This window comes from Isoptericola sp. GX10416, from assembly GCF_056590155.1.
This window is the reverse complement of the sequence record NZ_JBWPVO010000003.1, coordinates 100894-120590: the sequence shown is the minus strand read 5'-3', so window position 1 is coordinate 120590 and position 19697 is coordinate 100894. Positions and strand designations below refer to the sequence as shown.

The 19697-nt window shown below is 73.4% G+C and carries 13 protein-coding genes; 8 read left to right on the top strand and 5 right to left on the bottom strand.

Features of this window, described 5'->3' with window-relative positions:
• Positions 1–4: 4 nt before the first annotated feature.
• Together ACWAT2_RS06300 and ACWAT2_RS06295 are read right to left on the bottom strand one after the other, a co-directional pair.
• Positions 5–130 (bottom strand): hypothetical protein, encoded by a 126-nt coding sequence (locus tag ACWAT2_RS06300; protein ID WP_402372304.1) that lies wholly within the window; start codon positions 128–130, stop codon positions 5–7.
• A gap of 1 nt (position 131) precedes the next feature.
• Positions 132–707, bottom strand: a complete 576-nt coding sequence (locus tag ACWAT2_RS06295) for an ArsR/SmtB family transcription factor (RefSeq protein ID WP_402372302.1) — start codon at positions 705–707, stop codon at positions 132–134.
• 73 nt (positions 708–780) lie between these two features.
• Here ACWAT2_RS06295 and ACWAT2_RS06290 point away from each other — a divergent pair, with 73 nt between their 5' ends.
• The gene (locus ACWAT2_RS06290; protein WP_402372300.1) at positions 781–2055 is read left to right on the top strand and encodes an MFS transporter; all 1275 of its coding nucleotides are present in this window, start codon (positions 781–783) and stop codon (positions 2053–2055) included.
• Between the two features lie 85 nt (positions 2056–2140).
• Here ACWAT2_RS06290 and ACWAT2_RS06285 read toward each other — a convergent pair whose 3' ends face one another.
• Positions 2141–3211, bottom strand: coding sequence for an SDR family NAD(P)-dependent oxidoreductase (locus tag ACWAT2_RS06285; RefSeq protein ID WP_402372299.1), 1071 nt, complete (start codon positions 3209–3211; stop codon positions 2141–2143).
• 65 nt (positions 3212–3276) lie between these two features.
• Here ACWAT2_RS06285 and ACWAT2_RS06280 point away from each other — a divergent pair, with 65 nt between their 5' ends.
• Together ACWAT2_RS06280 and purH are read left to right on the top strand one after the other, a co-directional pair.
• Positions 3277–3864: a TetR family transcriptional regulator gene (locus tag ACWAT2_RS06280; RefSeq protein ID WP_402372297.1), complete on the top strand. Its 588-nt coding sequence runs from the start codon at positions 3277–3279 to the stop codon at positions 3862–3864.
• 146 nt (positions 3865–4010) lie between these two features.
• Positions 4011–5654 carry a bifunctional phosphoribosylaminoimidazolecarboxamide formyltransferase/IMP cyclohydrolase gene (gene purH / locus ACWAT2_RS06275; protein ID WP_402372296.1) on the top strand — a complete coding sequence of 548 codons (1644 nt, stop codon included), beginning with the start codon at positions 4011–4013 and terminating at the stop codon, positions 5652–5654.
• 42 nt (positions 5655–5696) lie between these two features.
• Here purH and ACWAT2_RS06270 read toward each other — a convergent pair whose 3' ends face one another.
• Positions 5697–6932: an NAD(P)/FAD-dependent oxidoreductase gene (locus ACWAT2_RS06270; RefSeq protein WP_402372294.1), complete on the bottom strand. Its 1236-nt coding sequence runs from the start codon at positions 6930–6932 to the stop codon at positions 5697–5699.
• 53 nt (positions 6933–6985) lie between these two features.
• Between ACWAT2_RS06270 and ACWAT2_RS06265 the strand changes: the two genes are divergently transcribed.
• The gene (locus ACWAT2_RS06265; protein WP_402372292.1) at positions 6986–7318 is read left to right on the top strand and encodes a DUF3017 domain-containing protein; all 333 of its coding nucleotides are present in this window, start codon (positions 6986–6988) and stop codon (positions 7316–7318) included.
• Between the two features lie 152 nt (positions 7319–7470).
• On the opposite strand, the gene ACWAT2_RS06260 is transcribed toward ACWAT2_RS06265, so the two are convergent.
• Positions 7471–8520: an aquaporin gene (locus tag ACWAT2_RS06260; protein ID WP_402372290.1), complete on the bottom strand. Its 1050-nt coding sequence runs from the start codon at positions 8518–8520 to the stop codon at positions 7471–7473.
• 206 nt (positions 8521–8726) lie between these two features.
• Between ACWAT2_RS06260 and ACWAT2_RS06255 the strand changes: the two genes are divergently transcribed.
• The 4 genes from ACWAT2_RS06255 (at position 8727) to pulA (ending at position 19593) form a co-directional block, all read left to right on the top strand.
• Positions 8727–9713, top strand: coding sequence for a malate dehydrogenase (locus ACWAT2_RS06255; protein ID WP_402372289.1), 987 nt, complete (start codon positions 8727–8729; stop codon positions 9711–9713).
• A gap of 62 nt (positions 9714–9775) precedes the next feature.
• A complete protein-coding gene (locus ACWAT2_RS06250; protein WP_402372288.1) occupies positions 9776–13363 on the top strand; it encodes an ATP-binding cassette domain-containing protein in 3588 nt (1195 codons plus the stop codon).
• Between the two features lie 110 nt (positions 13364–13473).
• On the top strand, positions 13474–13665 hold the full coding sequence (locus ACWAT2_RS06245; RefSeq protein ID WP_402372286.1) for a hypothetical protein: 192 nt from the start codon (positions 13474–13476) through the stop codon (positions 13663–13665).
• A gap of 120 nt (positions 13666–13785) precedes the next feature.
• On the top strand, positions 13786–19593 hold the full coding sequence (gene pulA / locus ACWAT2_RS06240) for a pullulanase-type alpha-1,6-glucosidase (protein WP_402372285.1): 5808 nt from the start codon (positions 13786–13788) through the stop codon (positions 19591–19593).
• The last annotated feature ends 104 nt before the right edge of the window (positions 19594–19697 follow it).

Here is a 19697-nt window from a genome sequence, read left to right as displayed (position 1 = left end):
GCCGTCACTCCGTCGTCGGGTCCGGGTAGGCCTGGGAGTCGCTCTGCGTGCCGAGGTCGACGACCACCCAGACCTCGTAGTCGTCCGGGAGCTCGGTGCCCGACGCCGGCAGGACGACATCGCAGGTCAACCTACCGGTCCGCGTCGCCGGCCTCCTCGTGGCGCGGCCCCAGTGCCATCAGCAGCTGGTAGATCTCGCGCGGTGTGGAGGGGTCGGACCGCGCCGATTCGAAGGTCTGCTCGACCCAGCGTTCCTGGAAGGCGACGAGCTCCTCGCCGAACTGCTCGGCCTCCGCAGCGGTGAGGGGGAGGTTGTTGACGAGCAGGAGGCGGTGCCGCCCGTCGTCGTCCGGCTGCCGACCCTCCGACGCCCGGGCGACGAGGTGCTGCAGCCAGGCGGTCGCGGGACGCATCGCCTCGTCCGCCGCACCGGGGGTGCTCGGGTCCACCCGGTACGACTTCGCGACGTTGCGCCACACGCGGTCCCGCTTGTCCCGCGCGTGCTCGGGTGCCTCGACCACCATGCCGGCCTTGGCCAGCGTGCGCAGGTGGAAGCTGATGGAGTTGGCGGGCTCGCCGATAGCGCGCGCGAGGTCCGCCGCGCGGGCGTGCTCCATCACCATGAGCTGCATGAGGATGCGTTGCCGCACCGGGTGCGCGATCGCCTTCAGGGCCTCCGGGCTCTGTACCAGGAACGTCTCCTCCACGGACCGGATGCTAGCAAGAGCACTTGCGCAAGGAGTATTGCGCACTAGTGCATGCGCAATTACTGTTGCGCGTATGACGACACGAACGGGCCCGACGCCCGCGGTGGACCAGCCGCCCAGCCTGCTGCGCAACCGCTCCTACCTGCTGGTCATGTCGGGGTTGACCACGGAGGCGCTCGGTGCGGGGATCGCCGCGTTCGCGATCCCCCTGCTCGCCCTCGCTCTCACCGGGTCGGTCTGGCAGGCCGGCGTGATCACCGCCGTCGGGCACGCCGGTGGGCTGCTCGCCGCGCTGCCGGCCGGCGTCGTGGCCGACCGGACCGACCGACGTCGACTCATCGTCGTGACCGCCGGGGTCGCCGCCCTGGCCTGGGCGAGCGCGGCCGTCGCCGGGCTGTCGGGCGAGCTGACCGCCGTGCACCTGACCGCCGTCCTGCTCACGTCCTCGGTCGCCGGGGCGTTCGTCGAGCCGTCGGTCGCCGGCGCCTTCCGTTCCGTGGTCCCGCAGCAGCAGCTCCCGACGGCGTACGCGGCCGCCCAGGGCCGCGACGCGGCGGCGGGCCTCGTCGCCGGGCCCCTCGGCGGGGTCCTGTACGGCATCGCCCACGCCGCGCCGCTCGTCGCCGGCGCCGTGGGGCACCTGGCCACGGCGGTGTGCACGTGGCTCGTGCGCGAGCCGCTCAACGCCGACACCACCGAGGCGCGCCAGGTCCACCCGGTCACCGCGCTGCGCGAAGGGCTCCGTTACGTCTGGTCGGTGCCGCTGTTCCGGGTGTGTCTGGGGCTCTTCGTCGTCATCAACATCACCCTGACCGGGATGCTCCTGGCCATCACGCTCTCGCTCGCCGACGCGGGCACGCCCGCGGCGCAGATCGGGGTGCTGTCCGCCGTCATCGGGGTGTCGATGGTCCTCGGCGCCGTGCTCGCCCCGAAGCTGGTCGCCGGGGTGCGCGTCGGGCTGCTGGTTCCGGTCGCCCTCGCCCTCGTGGCGCTCGCGGCCGTGGTGATGGCCGTGGGCCAGACGTTCGCCGTCTACCTCGTCGCCCTGGGGCTCGGGACGGTGCTGGTGCCCGCTGCGAACTCCGGGCTGGCGGGCTATGCCGCGGCGATCACCCCGCCCCAGCTGCAGGGCCGGTTCGCCTCCGTGATGGACCTGACCGTGGTGGTCGCGCTGCCGGTCGCGCCGCTGGTGGGCAGCGGTCTGCTCGCCACCTGGGGGACCGGGCCGGCACTCGGCGTGCTCGCCGGGCTGCTGGGCGTGACCGTCGTCGCCGTGTGGTGCGCTCGCCCGGTGCGGCGCATCGGGCTGCCGCCCACCTGGCCCGACGACGTGATCGATCCCACGTGAGGTTGTGGGCGCGATTTCTGGGTCTGGAACACGTGCAAACCACGTATTTCGGGCCAGAAATCGCGCCCACAACCGTCCGGGTGGGTCAGGCGGCGGACCAGCCGCCGTCGGACGCGACGACCTGGCCGTTGATGTTGGTCGAGTCGGCCGAGAGCAGGAACGTGATCGAGGCCGCGAGCTGCTCGGGCATCGCGATGTCGGCCATGATCCCCATCGCCGACTGCACCCGTCCCATGCCGAACTCGTCGACGTCCTGCGGCTGCATGCCGGTGGCCACCCCGCCCGGGGCGACGGCGTTCACCCGCACGCCCGTGCCGGTGTACATGAACGCGGCGTTCTTGGTCAGGCCGACGACGGCGTGCTTGGACGCCGTGTAGGCGGCCCCGGATGCGGAGCCGCGCAGCCCCGCTTCGGACGCGACGTTGACGATCCGGCCCTCGGCCGCCGCGAGCATCCCGGGGACGACGGCGCGCATGAGCTTCATCGTGCCCGTCACGTTGACCGCGAAGACCTTCTCCCACGTCGCGTCGTCCACGGTGTGCACGGCGGCGAACCGGTCCATGATCCCCGCGACGTTCGCCAGGGCGTGGACCGGGCCTCCGGCGGCCGCCATGATCTCGGCGATCGCGGCGTCGTCGGTGATGTCCGCGACGACGGGGACGACGTCGGCGCCCGCCCTGGCGTCGCGGAGCTCGGCGGCCAGCTCCTCCAGCCCGCCGCGCGTCATGTCGACGGCGACGACGCGGCCGCCCTCGCGAGCCACCCGCGAGGCGGTCGCACGGCCGATGCCGGAGGCCGCGCCGGTGACGACGACGGTCTGGCCGGCGAAGCGGCCGGGCGAGACGTGCTCGACCCACTCGGCGGGCTCGACGGTCTCCGTCCTGCCGGCCGTCGTCGTCGTGGGCATGGTCGCGGAGGTCTCGGGGGCGCTGCCCGCTGCCCGGAGCTCGGCCGCGCGGGCGACGAGGGCGTCCGCCGCCTCCGCCGAGAACTTTCCGCGGGAGAGCTTGACGAGCCGGGCGAGGCTGAGCCGTCGGGCGGGTGCCAGCGAGCGGGGGCTCGCGCCTGCCTCGGTGAGCATCTCGGTCAGGGCGTGCTCGCCGACCGGGTCCGCGAGCCACTCGGCGACGGTGTTCTTCAGGGTGAGGTCCGACATCTCGGTGGGCTTCCTTCCGGCCTGCCGGACATGCCTGTCCGGTTCTCTCCGCCTAAAGTAGCACCGTGAGCACACACGTGAGCGGGGCCTCGCGGAGGGCGAACGCCGGCCCTCGGGCGGCCGCCCGCAACCGCGCGGCGCTCCTCGCCGCCGCACGCGAGATCTTCGCCGAGCGCGGAGCGCAGGCGCCCCTCAACGCCGTCGCCCGCCGCGCCGGCGTCGGTCAGGGCAGCCTCTACCGCCACTTCCCCGACCGCATCGCGCTCGTGCTCGCGCTCTTCGAGGAGCAGGTCAGCACCGTCGAGGAGATCGCCCACGACCCCGAGGTCACCCTCGCCGACCTCCTCGGAGTGGTCACCCGCCACGCCATCGACTCCGTGGTGAGCATCGACCTCGCGTCGGCGTCGCCGGAGTCGCGACCCGACCCACGGCTCGTCGACCTGCGGGAACGGACCGCCGAAGCCCTCGGCTCCCGGCTCGAGCGTGCGCTCGCCGACGGCGACGTGCGACCCGGGACCACCACGGACGACGTCCTCCTCGGCGTCGAGATGGTCGCCGCCGCCCTCACCCGTCGGCCCGCGGCCGAGCGCGAGCGCTACGCGCTGCGAGCCTGGCGGCTCCTGGGGATGAAGGTGACCGTCCCCGGCCGGTAGGATCTGCCCTGGTCGTGACTGGCGAGGGTGGACAACCACCGGGGAGCGGCCGATCCGACCGGCGACGCCGGTCCGGTCCACCGTGCGCGCCGCCCGCCTGGGTGCCAGGGTTTCCGCGAAGGCCACCACCCGAGGAGACCACCACGATGTCCGGCGCACCCGCAGTCCCCACGTCCCCCGACGTCCAGCTCGCCGACGACGACCGGCGGCCCGTCCGCCGCGCCCTGCTCAGCGTCTACGACAAGTCCGGGCTGACCGAGCTCGCCACCGCCCTGCACGCCGCGGGCGTCGAGCTCGTGTCCACCGGATCGACGGCAGCACGTATCGCCGACGGGGGCGTCCCGGTGACGCGCGTCGAGGAGCTGACGGGATTCCCCGAGTGCCTCGAGGGTCGCGTCAAGACGCTGCACCCGCGCGTGCACGCCGGGATCCTCGCGGACACCCGCAAGGCGGACCACCGGCGCCAGCTCGCCGAGCTGGAGATCGACGCGTTCGAGCTCGTCGTGGTCAACCTCTACCCGTTCGCCGAGACGGTCGCCTCGGGCGCCGAGCCCGACGCCGTCGTCGAGCAGATCGACATCGGCGGCCCGTCCATGGTCCGTGCCGCCGCGAAGAACCACCCGAGCGTCGCCGTCGTCGTCGACCCGGCGCGGTACGACGACGTCGTGGTGGCCGCGCAGGCCGGCGGGTTCACGTTCGCCCAGCGCAAGCGCCTGGCCGCGGCGGCGTTCGCCCACACCGCCTCGTACGACGTGGCGGTCTCCTCGTGGTTCGCCTCGGTGTACGCACCGGACGAGTCCGCCGCCGAGTCCGGGCTGCCGGACGTCACCGGTGCCACCTGGGAGCGCAGCGACGTGCTGCGCTACGGCGAGAACCCGCACCAGGCGGCCGCGCTCTACGGCCGCACCGACGGCGCGAGCGGCCTGGCCCAGGCCACCCAGCTGCACGGCAAGGCGATGAGCTACAACAACTACGTGGACGCCGACGCCGCCTGGCGTGCCGCCCACGACCACTCCGGGCCGGCGGTGGCGATCATCAAGCACGCCAACCCGTGCGGCATCGCCGTCGGGGCGGACGTCGCCCAGGCGCACGCCCGCGCCCACGCGACCGACCCGGTCTCCGCCTACGGCGGCGTGATCGCGGCCAACCGTGTGGTCACGAAGGCCGCGGCGGAGCAGATCGCCCCGGTCTTCACCGAGGTCGTCGTGGCCCCCGGCTTCGAGCCCGAGGCGCTCGAGGTGCTGCAGGCCAAGAAGAACATCCGGCTGCTTGAGGTCGACGGCGCACCGTCTGCGCCGGTCGAGGTGCGCCCGGTCTCGGGCGGCCTGCTGGTCCAGGAGGTCGACCGGTTCCAGGCCGACGGCGACGACCCGGCGTCCTGGACCCTCGCGGCCGGCGAAGCCGCCGACGACGCCACGCTCGCGGACCTCGAGTTCGCCTGGCGTGCCGTCCGGGCGGCCAAGTCGAACGCGATCCTGCTCGCCCACGACGGCGCCGCCGTCGGCATCGGCATGGGACAGGTCAACCGCGTGGACTCCTGCCGCCTGTCCGTCGAGCGGGCGAACACGCTCGCCGACGGCGAGTCAGGACCGGTCGAGCGGGCCCGTGGCGCCGTGGCGGCCTCCGACGCGTTCTTCCCCTTCGCCGACGGGCTGCAGGTGCTGCTCGACGCCGGGGTGCGCGCCGTCGTCCAGCCCGGCGGGTCGATCCGTGACGAGGAGGTCGTCGCGGCCGCGCAAGCAGCCGGCGTGACGATGTACCTCACCGGGACGCGCCACTTCGCGCACTGAGCTCGCTGGAGCTGATGGTCGGGCTGTCCCTGCCGCTCCGGGTCAGCCCTCGGGCAGGTCGCGCCAGCGGACGTCCGGGTCCGCCGCGCGGTCGAGGTCGACCTCGACCGCGCGGGGCCGGCCGAGCAGCCGCCGCAGGCCCCCGACGTCGCGCGGGGAGTCGGCGACCACGGCCGCCCGCAGCCCGCGCCGTGGCCCTGCGCCCGGCGCGAGGTACAGCGCGGCCCAGCCGGCCGCCAGGGGACGCACGACGACGTCCTCGTCGCCGTGCCGGACCCCGAAGAACGCGAGGTCGTGCCCGAGCTGCTGGGAGAAGACGTAGGGCGCGGCGGGCCGCGGGGCGTCGGACCGTCCCAGCATGTCCAGCACGGTGGCCTCGGGATCCGTCAGCGCGCTGCTCCAGTGCCCGCCAGGGACGGTCCCGAACACCGGGTGCGGGCGGGCGGCGCAGTCGCCGACGGCCCACACCCGCTGCCGGATCTCCTCCGGGGCGTCCGCGGCCCAACGGCCCGCGGCGTCCACCGGCACGCGACCGTCCGCCGTGAGGTCGAACGGCAGCCACGCCGTCGCGGGTCGGGCGCCGACGGCGGCCAGGACGGTGTCGGCGTCGAGGCGGCCCTCGGCCGTGGTCACCCCGGCGTCGTCCACGTCCAGCACCGGCGTCGCGAGGCGCAGGTCGACACCGGCCTCGGCGTACCACGGCACGGTCCGTGCGCCGACGTCGCCGAGCTGGCGCTCCAGCGGGGCGGCGGCCGCCTCGACGACGGTCACGTCGACTCCCTGGGCCGCGGCCACCCCCGCGACCTCGGCCCCCACCCAGCCGGCGCCGACGACGACGAGCCGGCTGCCGGGCCGCAGGCGCTCGCGCAGCCGCTCCGCGTCCGCGGCCGAGTGCAGGGTCACGGCGTCCGGCCAGGGCGAGACGGCCCGCGAGCCGACGGCGAGGACCACCGCGTCGGCGGTCACGTCCCCGCCGTCCGTGGCGACCCGCGCGCCGTCGACCCCGACGTCGAGCCCGGTCGCGCGAGCGGCGAGGCGGGCGTCGGCGAGCTGTGTCACGTCGGTGTCGATCTCGCCGGCGAGCCAGGCCGGCTCGGGACGCGAGAAGAGCTCCTTGGACAGCGGCGGGCGGTCGTACGGCGGGACACCCTCGTCACCGAGCAGGGTGACCGGTCCGTCGAACCCGTGCGCGCGCAGGGCCGCGACGGTTCGTGCACCGGCGAGGCCGGCGCCGACCACGACGACGGAACGAGGGGCGGGGGAGGCGGTGGACGGCACGGGCCCACGCTAACGCGGGCCGGCGCGGGCGCCGTGGCAGGTAGGCTCGAAGCGTGGTCCCTGATGCCGACGCCCGCGCGCAGCCGCACTGGCACGCCGTCGAAGCCGCCCCGCACGATCGGTCGCGACCGGTGCGCAGCCCGCTGCCGGCGATCCTCGTCGTCCTGGCCGGCATCGTCCTCGCCGTGGTCCTGGGGATGACGGTCGGCGCACGGCTCGGCGCGCTCACGATCGCCGCGACCCTCGCCGTGGCCGGGGCCTGGCGGGCGGTGTCGCCCTCGGGACCCGTCGGCCTGGCCATCCGCAGCCGCAGCTTCGACGTCTTCCTGTGCTGGTGCACGGCGGGCGTGACGGGCGTGCTGGCGCTGACCGCTCCCGGGGTCTGACCGGCTCGTGGGCTGAGAACTAGGCCTTCGTGGGCTGAGAACAAGGCCGGGGACGAAGCCCGGCGCACGGTCGCGTTCACGGGCGCTGGGCGCCCTGCACTTCGCGTCTGACGACCGTGCGCCGGGCTTCGTCCCCGGCCTCTCGTGTCGGTTCAGGGGCGGGTCGGGGGCTCCGGCTCGCCCTTGGTGTCATCGGTGTCGGTAGCCGTGTCGGTGTCGGTGGCCGCCTCGTCGGCGGCGGCCGGCTCCTCGATGGTGGTGTCCTCGGCGACCGGCTGCGCGTCGTCGTCCGCCACGACCTCCGTCTCCTCGACGACCTCGGTCTCCTCGACCGTGACCGGGACGGTCTCCCCGTCGGCCGGGTAGGTCGCCGTGCCCGGCTGCTCGTCCCAGCCGTCGGCCGGGGTGAGCGCGGGCAGCGGGGCGAACGCCCGGGCGAAGAGCGCGGCGATCGCCGCGCCCACCAACGGGGCGACGAGGAACAGCCACAGCTGGTCGAAGCCTCCGCTCGCCTCCCAGGCATCGGGAGACACCACCGAGGCGAGCGAGCGGGCCGGGTTGAACGAGGTGTTCGTGACAGGCCACGAGATGATGTGCAGCGCTGCGAGGGTCAGCCCGATCACCACGGGCGCGTAGGCGACCTTGGCGCGGACGTTCGTCACGGCGAGGATGACGCCCACGAACACCACGGCGATGAGGACCTCGACGATCGCGGCGGACGCGAGGTCGAACGTCGACTGTCCCTGGGTGAGCGTGAACAGCGGCGAGTGGTCGTCGAAGCCGTTGGCCGTGGCCGCCAGGACCTCGCCCTTCGACGCCGAGCCGATCAGCGCCGGGAACGAGTCGGGAATGATCAGCAGCAGGAGCGCGCCGCAGGCCGCGGCGCCGACGAGCTGCGCGACCCAGTAGGGCGCGAGGTCGACCCAGCTGGAGCGGCCCGCGAGCGTGAGCCCGAATGTCACCGCCGGGTTGAAGTGGCCGCCCGAGATGTGCCCGAGCCCGGCGATCACCGCGATGAGGGCGATGCCGCCGGCGAGAGCCACCGGGATGATCTGGCCACCGTTGAGGGCGTTGAACGTCGCCGTGCCGACGATGCCGAGCACGAGGACGAAGGTGCCGAAAGCCTCGACGCACATCCGTGTGAAGAGTCCTGGCACCGGCGTCGCCTCGACGCGGGTGTCTGTCGCGGTTGCCTGGGACATGGAGGTCCTTTGCTGGTCGTCAGTGGGGTCTCGTCGCGCCGTCGGACCGACGCGGCGGCGATGCTGGCACCGCAACCTGTGAGCCACCTGTGTCCAGGGTCACGGTCGCGGTCCCCGGGGGCACGCTACCGCCTGGGCCGATGCTCGCGCCCGCGACCGCACCGCTGGGGGTGACGGAGCGGACCGCGTGCGCCAGAGTAGGGGCCATGACGACACCTGTGAACGTGACTGTGACCGGTGCCGCCGGTCAGATCGGCTACGCCCTGCTCTTCCGGATCGCGTCGGGTGCGATGCTCGGGCCGGACGTCCCGGTCCGGCTCCGGCTCCTGGAGATCCCGCAGGCCGTGCGGGCCGCCGAGGGCACCGCGATGGAGCTCGACGACTGCGCCTTCCCGCTGCTGGCCGGCATCGACATCCACGACGACCCCGCCCAGGGGTTCGCCGGCACGAACGTCGCGCTCCTGGTGGGTGCGCGCCCGCGGGGACCGGGCATGGAGCGTGCCGACCTCCTGGAGGCCAACGGCGGCATCTTCGGGCCGCAGGGCGAGGCGATCAACGCGGGCGCCGCCGACGACGTCCGCGTCCTGGTGGTCGGCAACCCGGCGAACACCAACGCGCTCATCGCGGCGGCGCACGCCCCGGACGTCCCGGCCGAGCGGTTCACCGCGATGACGCGGCTGGACCACAACCGTGCGCTCTCCCAGGTCGCGGCCAAGGCGGGCGTGCCCGTCGCGGACGTGCGGCGGCTCACCATCTGGGGCAACCACTCCGCGACGCAGTACCCCGACCTGTTCCACGCGGACGTCGCCGGCAGCCCCGGCAGCACGCTGACGGCCGACACCGGCTGGCTGACCGACGACTTCATCCCGACGGTCGCCAAGCGCGGCGCGGCGATCATCGACGCCCGTGGCGCGTCGTCGGCGGCCTCGGCGGCCAACGCCGCGATCGAGCACACGCGCGACTGGGTCCTGGGGACGCCGGACGGCGACTGGACGAGCGCCGGCGTGGTGTCGAACGGCGAGTACGGCGTGCCCGAAGGGCTCGTCTGCTCGTTCCCCGTGACGTCGTCGGGCGGTGACTGGCAGATCGTGGAAGGGCTGGACGTCGACCCGTTCTCGCGCGAGCGGATCGACGCGAGCGTCGCGGAGCTGGTCGCGGAGCGGGACGCGGTGCGCACCCTCGGGCTGGTCTGAGCGCGGGGACCGCGCCAGGGAAAAGTGTCGAGTTCGGTCGTCGACCGTCCTAGTCTCGAGAAGTGATCGACACCGCCACCGCAGCACCGCCTACCCCGGACGTTCCGCCCCGGGGCGAGGACCCTGCGCGCCGCCTCGACTGGCGGCGGCTGCGCAGCCCGGTGTCGGCGGTGGCGGTCGTCGCGCTGACGCTGGGGGCCGTCGGCACCGCCGTCGGGACGGTGGTGGCCGGCGATCTTGCCGCCTCGCCCGAGGCGACGGGAGTCCTGCTGCTCGCCCTGTGCCTGGTGGGCGGTGCGCTGCTCGACGCCGCGGGCCAGGTCGCGTGGGCCGGCGTGGTCGACCGCGCCGAGGGCCGCCTGCGCGGCGACCTGCTGAGCGCCGCCCTGCACCAACCGATCGAGGTGCTCGGCGAGCAGGCGGTGGGCGAGATCCTCGACCGGGTCGACGACGACACGCACGCCGTCGGCGCGCTGGCCCGCCGCCAGCTGTGGAGCATGGGTCGCACCGTGGTCGGGGTGGTGCCGATCTGGGTGGTGGCCGGTGTCACCTGGTGGCCCGCCTGGTACCTCTTCCCGCTGCTCGCCGTGGGCACGTGGTGGACGGTGCGGTCGCTGCTGGGCGAGATCGCGCGTCGCAAGGTGGTCGAGGAGCGGGCCTGGACGGACAACGCCGCGGTGCTGGAGGAGGGTGTCGCGGCGCGCGACGACCTGCGCACCTCCGGCGGGCAGGCGTTCGCGCTGCGGCGCCTGGCTGAGATGTCTGCCGTCGTACACCGGGCGTTGCTGAACGTGGTGCGGGTGGAGACCCGGATGATGGCCCGGGTCGGGGTGCTGCTGCACGCGCTGCTCGCCGGCGTCGTCGTGGCCGGCGTGGCCCTCGCCGTCTCCGGCGACATGTCCGTCGAGCGGCTGGTGACCCTGTTCCTCGTCACCTCGTTGTTCGTCGGGCAGATCGATCGGCTCGCGCAGCATCTTCCCGATCTCCAGGAAGGGCTCGGCGCAGTGGTGCGCATCCGCCAGCTCTTGGACACCGAGCCCGAGCCGGTCGGCGGGCTCCCGTTGCCGGAGCGGCCGCTGGAGATCGAGGTGCGAGACCTGGACTTCACCTACGCCGAGGGGACGTTCGCGCTGGCGGGTGTGTCGCTGTCGGTGCCGGCGGGGCAGACCGTGGCGTTCGTCGGTCGGACCGGGTCGGGCAAGACGACGCTCGCCTCGCTGCTGTCCCGCGCCGTCGAACCGCCGCCCGGGACGCTGTTCCTCGGGGGCGTGGACGTCCGCGACGCCGACCTGCAGCAGCTCCGTGCCGGCGTGGGGGTCGTCACCCAGCGCACCGAGATCGTCGCCGGGACGCTGGCGCAGAACGTCGCGCTGTTCGCCGACGTGCCGCGCCGCGACATCGAGGAGGCGGTGGTCGAGCTGGGCCTGGCCGACTGGGTGGCGGGGCTGCCCGACGGACTCGACACGCTGCTCGGCCCGGGTGGGACGTCGCTCTCCGCCGGGGAGGAGCAGCTCGTGGCGTTCGCGCGGCTCCTCGTGCGGGACGTCCGCGTGGTCGTGCTCGACGAGGCGACCGCCAGGATGGACCCGCACACCGAGGCGCGGGTGGTCGCCGCGTCCGACCGGCTCCTGACGGGGCGGACCGGCGTCGTCGTCGCGCACCGGCTCGGCACCGTGCAGCGCGCCGAGCGCGTGGTGGTGCTGGACCACGGGCGCGTCGTCCAGCAGGGGCCGCGGGCGGAGCTGGCCCGTCAGGACGGCGCGTTCCGCGACCTGCTCGCGGCGAGCAGCACGGACGGGCACGACGGGCACGACGTGTGGGGTCCGTCCGACGCGGCGGCCGCGGTCGTCGCCGTGCCGGACGGGCCGGCCGGGGACGACGGCGTCGCACCGGCGGGGATCGGAGCGCGGCGGCGGACAGGCCCGCCGCCGGTCCGGGAGGACCCCGGTCACGGGCCGAGCCTGACCCGCAGCGTCCTGCGCGCCCTGGTCACCAGACCGCGGTGGGGTGCCGCTGGCGCGGGGCTGTTCCTGCTGACCAGCCTGTTCGCCGCCCAGGGCGCGCTGGCGGGGTTCCTGTGGGGTCGTGCGGTCGAGAGCCTGGCAGACGGCGGCGTGCCGCTGGCCCTGACGGCCGGTCTCGTGGCGATGCTGATCGTGGCGCCGCTGTGCCTGGCGCTCGCGGTGCGGCTGTACCCGTCGTGGTGGATCGAGCTGCTCCTGCGGGTGCGCGTGGGCGTGCTCGTGGGCCAGACGCGCCAGCAGCGGCTGCGACGGACCCCGGCGGGGGAGGTCGTGGCCCGTGCACTCGACGCCGACCGGTTCGTGCTCTACGTCGACCGGTGGGTCGACCTGCTCAACGGGTTCGTCGTCGTGCTCGTCACGTGGTTGGTGAGCGGCGAGCCGCTGGCGGGGCTGGTGCTGCTGGCGGTGATGGGGGTGACGGCGGTCAGCGCACTGGCCGGCCGGCCGGTCGCGGGCCGGACCGCCACCCGTTCCGCGGAGGCCCGGGCCGGGTTCGGGCGTGCCCTCGTCTCGGCGCTGGACGCGGCGCGCACGGTGAAGCTCGCGGCCCGGACCCCGGACGTCCACCGACACCTGCGCCAGGTGGACGCAGGCCGGGTGGGGGCCGCGATCCGGGAGCACCGGGTGCAGGCGGTGCTGGACGGCATCCCGACGGTGATGGTGCAGGTGGGCGTGGTCGCGGCCTGGGCGCTGCTGCTCGCCGGGACCTGGAACCTGGCGACGACCCTGCTGGTCACGGCCGCGGTCGGTGGGTTCGCCTACTTCGGGGTCGTGGCCGGGGCCGTGATCACCGAGGCGCCGGGCACGCGGAACTGGCTGCGTGCGACGTCGTCGTTCGCGGCGGGTGCGGACCTCACGAGGCTCCCGGCCGGGGTCGACCTCTGGACGGGGTCGGCGCCGGCTCCCGAGCCGACTCCCGTGCCGGCGCCGACCGGTCCCGCGCGGTTCGAGCGGCTCGAGCTGCAGGCCGTCGAAGCGGTGCACGACGACGGCACGATCGGGGTCACCGACGTCCGGCTCGAGGTGCGGCGCGGCGAGCTGGTGCTGCTGCTCGGCCAGGTCGGGTCGGGCAAGTCGAGCCTGCTGTCCGCGCTCGCGGGCCTCATGGCGCACCGCGGCACCATCACCTGGAACGGTGCGCCGGTGACGGATCCGGAGACCTTCCTCCGGCCGGGTCGGGTGGCGCACGTCGCCCAGGTGCCGCGGGTGCTGTCCGGGACGTTCGCCGAGAACGTCCGCCTGGACCACGACCGGAGGGTGGCGCGCCCGTTGGAGGCGGCGCGGATGAGCACCGACATCGCGGACGCGGGCGGTCCCGACTCGCGGGTGGGCCACCGCGGGGTGCGGCTCTCGGGCGGGCAGGTGCAGCGGCTGGCTCTCTCGCGGGCGCTGGCGACGGACGCGGAGGTCCTCCTCGCGGACGACGTGTCGAGCGCGCTGGACGCGGCCACGGAGATCGAGCTCTGGGAGTCGCTGCGGGAGCGGGGGACCACGGTGGTCGGGTCCACCTCGAAGCGGGCGGCGCTGGCGCGGGCCGATCGCGTCGTCGTCCTCGTCGAGGGTCGGGTGGCCGCCGTCGGGCCGTGGCGCGCCTTGGCATCGCGGTGGTCGCACCTGGCAGGGTGACAAGGCGCAAACCCACCGACCACACCTCTGCACTCTGGGAGCGGCACATGACGAGCGAGCGATATGCACCAAGCCCATGGAACCGAACTGCGGTCCCGGTCGGAGCAGCAATGTTCCTCGTGGCCGAGATCGCCGTCTACGCAGTTTTCATGGCGCCGCAGATGTCGCTGGCCCTGGTGTCCGTATGGTTCCTGGTGGCATTCGTCGTGCAGTTCTGGGGGACCCGCTCCGACCGTGTCATCGCCCTCTCGGCACTTGCGTTGATGTCCCTCGTCGTCCTGGTGCTGCCCCTCATGCACTGAGCCTTCCGCAACGGACGGGGTCCGGGATGGGCAGATCTTGGCCGTTGCTGCAAGGTTGCAGCAACGGTACAGTCACGTCAGGTCGCGATCCCGCGCGCCCGGTCGACGAAGGAGTCCTCCATGGTCCGTGCCATCCGCCCACCCCTCAGACGGCGCGGGGTCGCCGCCCTCGCGGCGCTCGCCGTGACTCTCCCCGGCCTCGCCCTGGTGCCCACCGCCGCGGCTGCCGACGAGGAGCGCACCGCGACGCTCGTCGGTGATCTCCAGACAGAGCTCGGTTGCGCCGAGGACTGGGACCCGACCTGCGAGGCGACCACCCTGGAACCCGCCGGCGACGGCACGTTCACCGCCGAGCACGACCTGCCGGCCGGCATCTACGAGTACAAGGTCGCCCTCGACGGCACCTGGGACGAGGCGTACGGGCGCGAGGGCACCGACGCGAACGCGCCGCTCGTCCTCGGCGGCGACGCCCGCGTCCGGATCACCTACGACGACGCCACCCACCGCACCGCGCTCACCCCGCTCGGGCTGGCGGGGGAGTACGACGACGCCGCGGACGCCGCGCTCGTGGTCCCGCCCGTGCGGCAGGCCGGGTCCGACGAGCGGTTCTACTTCGTCATGACCGACCGGTTCGCCAACGGCGACGCCTCCAACGACACGGGCGGTATCGAGGGCGGTGCCCTCGAGCACGGGTTCGACCCGACCGACAAGGGGTTCTACCAGGGCGGAGACCTCGCCGGTCTGCACGAGAACCTCGACTACATCGAAGGGCTGGGCACGACGGCGATCTGGCTGACGCCGTCGTTCCTCAACCGGCCCGTGCAGGGCACCGGCGACGACGTGAGCGCCGGGTACCACGGGTACTGGATCACCGACTTCACGCAGATCGACCCGCACCTGGGCACCAACGCCGAGCTCGAGGCGCTCATCGCCGACGCCCACGAGCGCGGGATCAAGGTCTACTTCGACATCATCACCAACCACACGGCCGACGTCATCGACTACGCCGAGGGCGAGTACTCCTACGTGGAGCAGGCTGACGCGCCGTACCGCGACGCCGCGGGCGACGTGTTCGACCCGGCCGACTTCGCGGGCTCCGGCGACTTCCCCGAGCTCGACCCGGCGACGTCGTTCCCGTACACCCCCGTGATCGCGCCGGAGGACGCGGACGTCAAGGTCCCGGCCTGGCTGAACGACCCGTCGCTCTACCACAACCGCGGCAACTCGACCTGGACGGGGGAGTCGGTCACCTACGGCGACTTCGACGGCCTCGACGACCTGATGACCGAGCACCCCACCGTGGTCGACGGGTTCGTCGAGGTGTATCAGGACTGGATCGACCTGGGCATCGACGGCTTCCGCATCGACACGGTCAAGCACGTGAACCCGGAGTTCTGGGAGACCTGGTCCGCCGAGGTCATGGACTACGCCCACGCGCAGGGCAACGACGAGTTCTTCATGTTCGGCGAGGTGTACGACGCCGACGCGGCCAAGACCTCCCCCTACGTCCGGGACACCGACATGAGCTCGGTGCTCGACTTCGCCTTCCAGGCGTCCGCCACCAGCTACGCGAGCGGCAACAGCGCACGAGGCCTGGCGAGCCTGTTCGCGAGCGACGACCGGTACACGACGCCGGACACGTCCGCGGCCGCGCTGCCGACGTTTCTCGGCAACCACGACATGGGACGCGTCGGGTTCATGCTGGCGAGCACCGACGACCCGCTCGCCCGTGACCAGCTCGCCCACGAGCTGATGTACCTCACCCGCGGCCAGCCGGTCGTCTACTACGGCGACGAGCAGGGCTTCGCCGGCAGCGGCGGCGACAAGGACGCCCGCCAGACGCTGTTCGCCACGCAGGTCGAGGAGTACGCGGACCAGCCGCTGGTGACGGGTGAGACCGCCGGCAGCCAGGACCGCTACGACACCGACGCTCCGCTGTACGCGCACATCGCGGACCTGGCGGCGCTGCGCGAGGCGCACCCCGCGTTGTCGCAGGGCGCGCAGATCGAGCGGCACGTGTCGGACGGCGCGGGGATCTATGCGTTCAGCCGCGTCGACCGCGAGGAGAAGGTCGAGCACCTCGTCGCGCTCAACAACACGTCCGAGGAGCGCGACGCCACCTTCACGACGCTGACCCCGGGCGCGGGCTACGAGGTGCTCCACGGCGACGGTGAAGCCGTGACGGCCGACGCCGAAGGCACCGTGACGTTGAGCGTCCCGGCGACCTCCGCCGTCGTCCTGCGGGCCGACCGGACCGTGGGCGCCGAGACGGACGGCAGCATCGCCGTGGACCTGCCCGCCCCTGGGGCCGCGGTGAGCGGCACCGCGCCGGTCGCGGCGGAGATCGACGACGCCTGGGCCGAGACCGGCTTCGCCTGGCGCGAGGTCGGCACGGACGCCTGGCAGCCGCTCGGCACGGCCGAGGACACCACACCGCGGGTCTTCCACGACGTCGCGGAGGTGCCCGAAGGCACGCTGGTCGAGTACCGCGCGGTGACTGTCGACGCCGACGGCGACCGCGCCGCCGCCTCCACGTTCGCCTCCGTGGGCGTGGACGTCTCCGGAGTCGTCGGCGACGCCGAGCCGGAGCCCGAGGTGGACATGGTCACGGTGCCGGGCAGCCACAACAGCGAGATGGGCTGCGCCGGCGACTGGACGCCCGACTGCGAGGGCGCCCGCCTCACCGAGCGTGCCGACGGCGTCTGGGAGGGCACGTTCGACCTGCCGGCCGGTGAGTACGAGTACAAGGTGGCCCTCAACGGCTCCTGGGACGTCAACTACGGCACCGGTGGCGTACATGACGGCGGCAACGCGATGTACACGCATGACGGCGGCGAGGTCACCTTCTACTGGGACCCGGTCGGCAAGGACTTCTCCTCGACCGCGCAAGGCCCGATCGTCACGCTGCCCGGCTCCTACCAGGACCAGGTCTGCCCGGACGCCTGGGACCCGGCCTGCCTCGCCACCTGGCTCAAGGACCCGGACGGCGACGGCGTGCACACCTGGTCCACCGACGAGCTCGCCGGTGGTGCCTACGAGGCGAAGGTGGCCCACGGCCTGAGCTGGGCGGAGAACTACGGCATCGGGGGAGAGCCCGACGGGGCGAACTACTCGTTCAGCGTCGGTGGCGGCGAGACGGTCGAGTTCTCCTACGACCTCGCGACCCACGAGCTGACGATCGGCGTGGATGACCCGCCGCTCGCCGGGACCGGTCAGCAGGCCGCGCACTGGGTGCGTGAGTCGCTGCTCCTCGCCCCCGGCGACCTGGGCGCGGGCGAGGAGTGGACCCTCTGGGCCTCGCCTGCCGGCGGCCTCCAGGTCGCGGACGGCGGAGTCACCGGCCCGGACGGCGACCTGCCCGACGGCGCGGCGTCCTACCCGCTCGACCCCGGCGGTGCCGTGCCGGACGACGTCGCCGCGGACTTCCCGGCGCTGGCGGGCCACGCGACGCTCGTGCCGACGTCGGACGGTGATCCCCTGGGCCGCGAGTCGATCGAGGCGCTGCTGACCGGCCAGCTGCTCGTGACCCGCTCCGACGGAGACGTGCTCACGGCCGCGACCGGCGTCCAGCTCCCCGGTGTGCTGGACGACTTGTACGCCGAGGCCGCCGAGGATCGTACGTTCGGCGCCGTCGTGCACCCGAACCGCAAGTGGGCGTCGTTCGCGGTGTGGGCGCCGACGGCCCAGGACGTCGACCTCCTCGTCTGGCCGGAGGGTCGCGAGCCGGACGCCGAGCCCGACCGGTTCGAGACGGAGCGCAGGCCGGACGGGTCGTGGACCCTGGACGGCAAGCGGGAGGACAAGAAGTACCCGTGGGTCGGCGCCCGCTACCGGTACGCGGTGACCGTCTACGTCCCCGGGACCGGTCAGGTGGAGACCAACGTGGTGACCGACCCGTACGCGGTGGCGCTCACCCGCGACTCGACGCACTCCGTCGTGGTGGGCCTCGAGGACAAGCGCTGGCAGCCGAAGGTCTGGCGCACCACCGACCAGCCCGTCGTCGAGCGGCCCGTGGACCAGATGATCTACGAGCTGCACGTGCGGGACTTCTCGATCGCGGACGACACCGTCCCCGAGGACGTCCGGGGCACCTACCTGGCGTTCGCCGAGGGGGACTCGGACGGCATGGCGCACCTGCGCGAGCTGGCGGACGCCGGGATGACCACGGTGCACCTGCTGCCCACGTTCGACATCGCCACGATCCCCGAGGACCGGGCGGACCAGAAGGCGACCGGAGACCTGTCCGCGTTCGCGCCGGACTCCGACGAGCAGCAGGCCGCGGTGGCCGAGGTCCAGGGCAGCGACGCCTTCAACTGGGGGTACGACCCCTACCACTTCACGACCCCGGAGGGCTCGTACGCCGTGGACGCCGACGGCGGCGCACGGGTCGCCGAGTTCCGCACGATGGTGGGTTCGCTGCACGCGTCCGGGCTCCAGGTGGTCCTGGACCAGGTGTTCAACCACACGGCGGCCAGCGGTCAGGACGCGAAGAGCGTGCTGGACCGCGTGGTGCCCGGCTACTACCACCGGCTCGACCCGACGACGGGCGCGGTCGAGACCAGCACGTGCTGCCAGAACGTCGCCACGGAGCACGCGATGGCCCAGAAGCTGATGGTGGACTCCGTGGTCACCTGGGCCCGCGACTACAAGGTCGACGGGTTCCGGTTCGACCTCATGGGCCACCACTCGCGCGAGAACATGCTCGCCGTGCGGGAGGCGCTGGACGAGCTGACGCCCGCCGAGGACGGCGTCGACGGGTCGGCGGTGTACCTCTACGGCGAGGGCTGGAACTTCGGCGAGGTCGCCGACGGGGCGCTGTTCGAGCAGGCCACGCAGGGCAACCTCGGTGGAACGGGCATCGGCACGTTCAGCGACCGGCTGCGCGACGCCGTGCACGGCGGCTCACCCGTGGACGGGGCATCGACGTTCACCCAGGGGTTCGGCACCGGGCTGTTCACCGACCCGAACGGCCGGGAGGCGCGCACGGGGGAGCCGGGCACGGTCAACGACGGCGGTGACGACGAGCGCGACGACCTCGGCCACCAGACCGACCTCGTGCGGCTCGGCCTCGCCGGGAACCTGCGCGACTTCACGTTCCGGACGTCCGACGGCGAGACCACCCGGGGCGCGGACCTCGACTACCGCGGCTCACCGGCCGGATACGCCGACTCCCCGGAGGAGGTGGTGACCTACGTGGACGCGCACGACAACGAGACCCTCTTCGACCTGCTGACGCTCAAGCTGCCGCAAGCGACCTCGATGGACGACCGGGTGCGCATGAACACCGTGTCCCTCGCCACGGCCGCGCTGTCCCAGACACCCTCGTTCTGGCACGCGGGCACGGATCTGCTGCGCTCGAAGTCCCTGGACCGCAACTCCTACGACTCGGGGGACTGGTTCAACGCGATCGACTGGTCTGGCCAGGACAACGGGTTCGCCCGGGGTCTGCCGATGGCCGCGGACAACGCGGAGAAGTGGCCGCTCATGGCTCCGCTGCTGGCGGACCCGGCGCTCAAGCCCGCGCCGGAGGACATCGCCGGGGCGTCCGAGCGCGCCCGCGAGCTGCTCGAGCTGCGCGGGTCCACGGACCTGTTCCGCCTCGGTACCGCGGACCTGATCGAGGACAAGGTGTCGTTCCCGGCTTCCGGTCCGGACGCCGCCCCGGGAGTGATCGCGATGTCGATCGACGACACGGCGGGCGGCGTCGACGTCGACCCGGCGCTGGACGGGGTGCTGACCGTGCTCAACGCCTCGCCGGAGCCCGCGACGGTGACGCTCGACGAGCTCGCCGGGCGCGACTACGCGCTGTCGCCGGTCCAGCGCGACGGTGGTGACGACGTCGTCCGGGAGACCGGCTGGGACGCGCCCTCCGGCACGGTCACCGTGCCGGCACGGACGGTCGCCGTGCTGGTGGAGCGGCAGAACTGAGACAGGTTCACCCGGTCCCTGCCTTGACTTCGCGAGGCGAAGTCAAGGCAGGGACCCTTAGGGGTTAATGTCCGAACTGTCGCTCTGTTGGTCGTGATCAGATC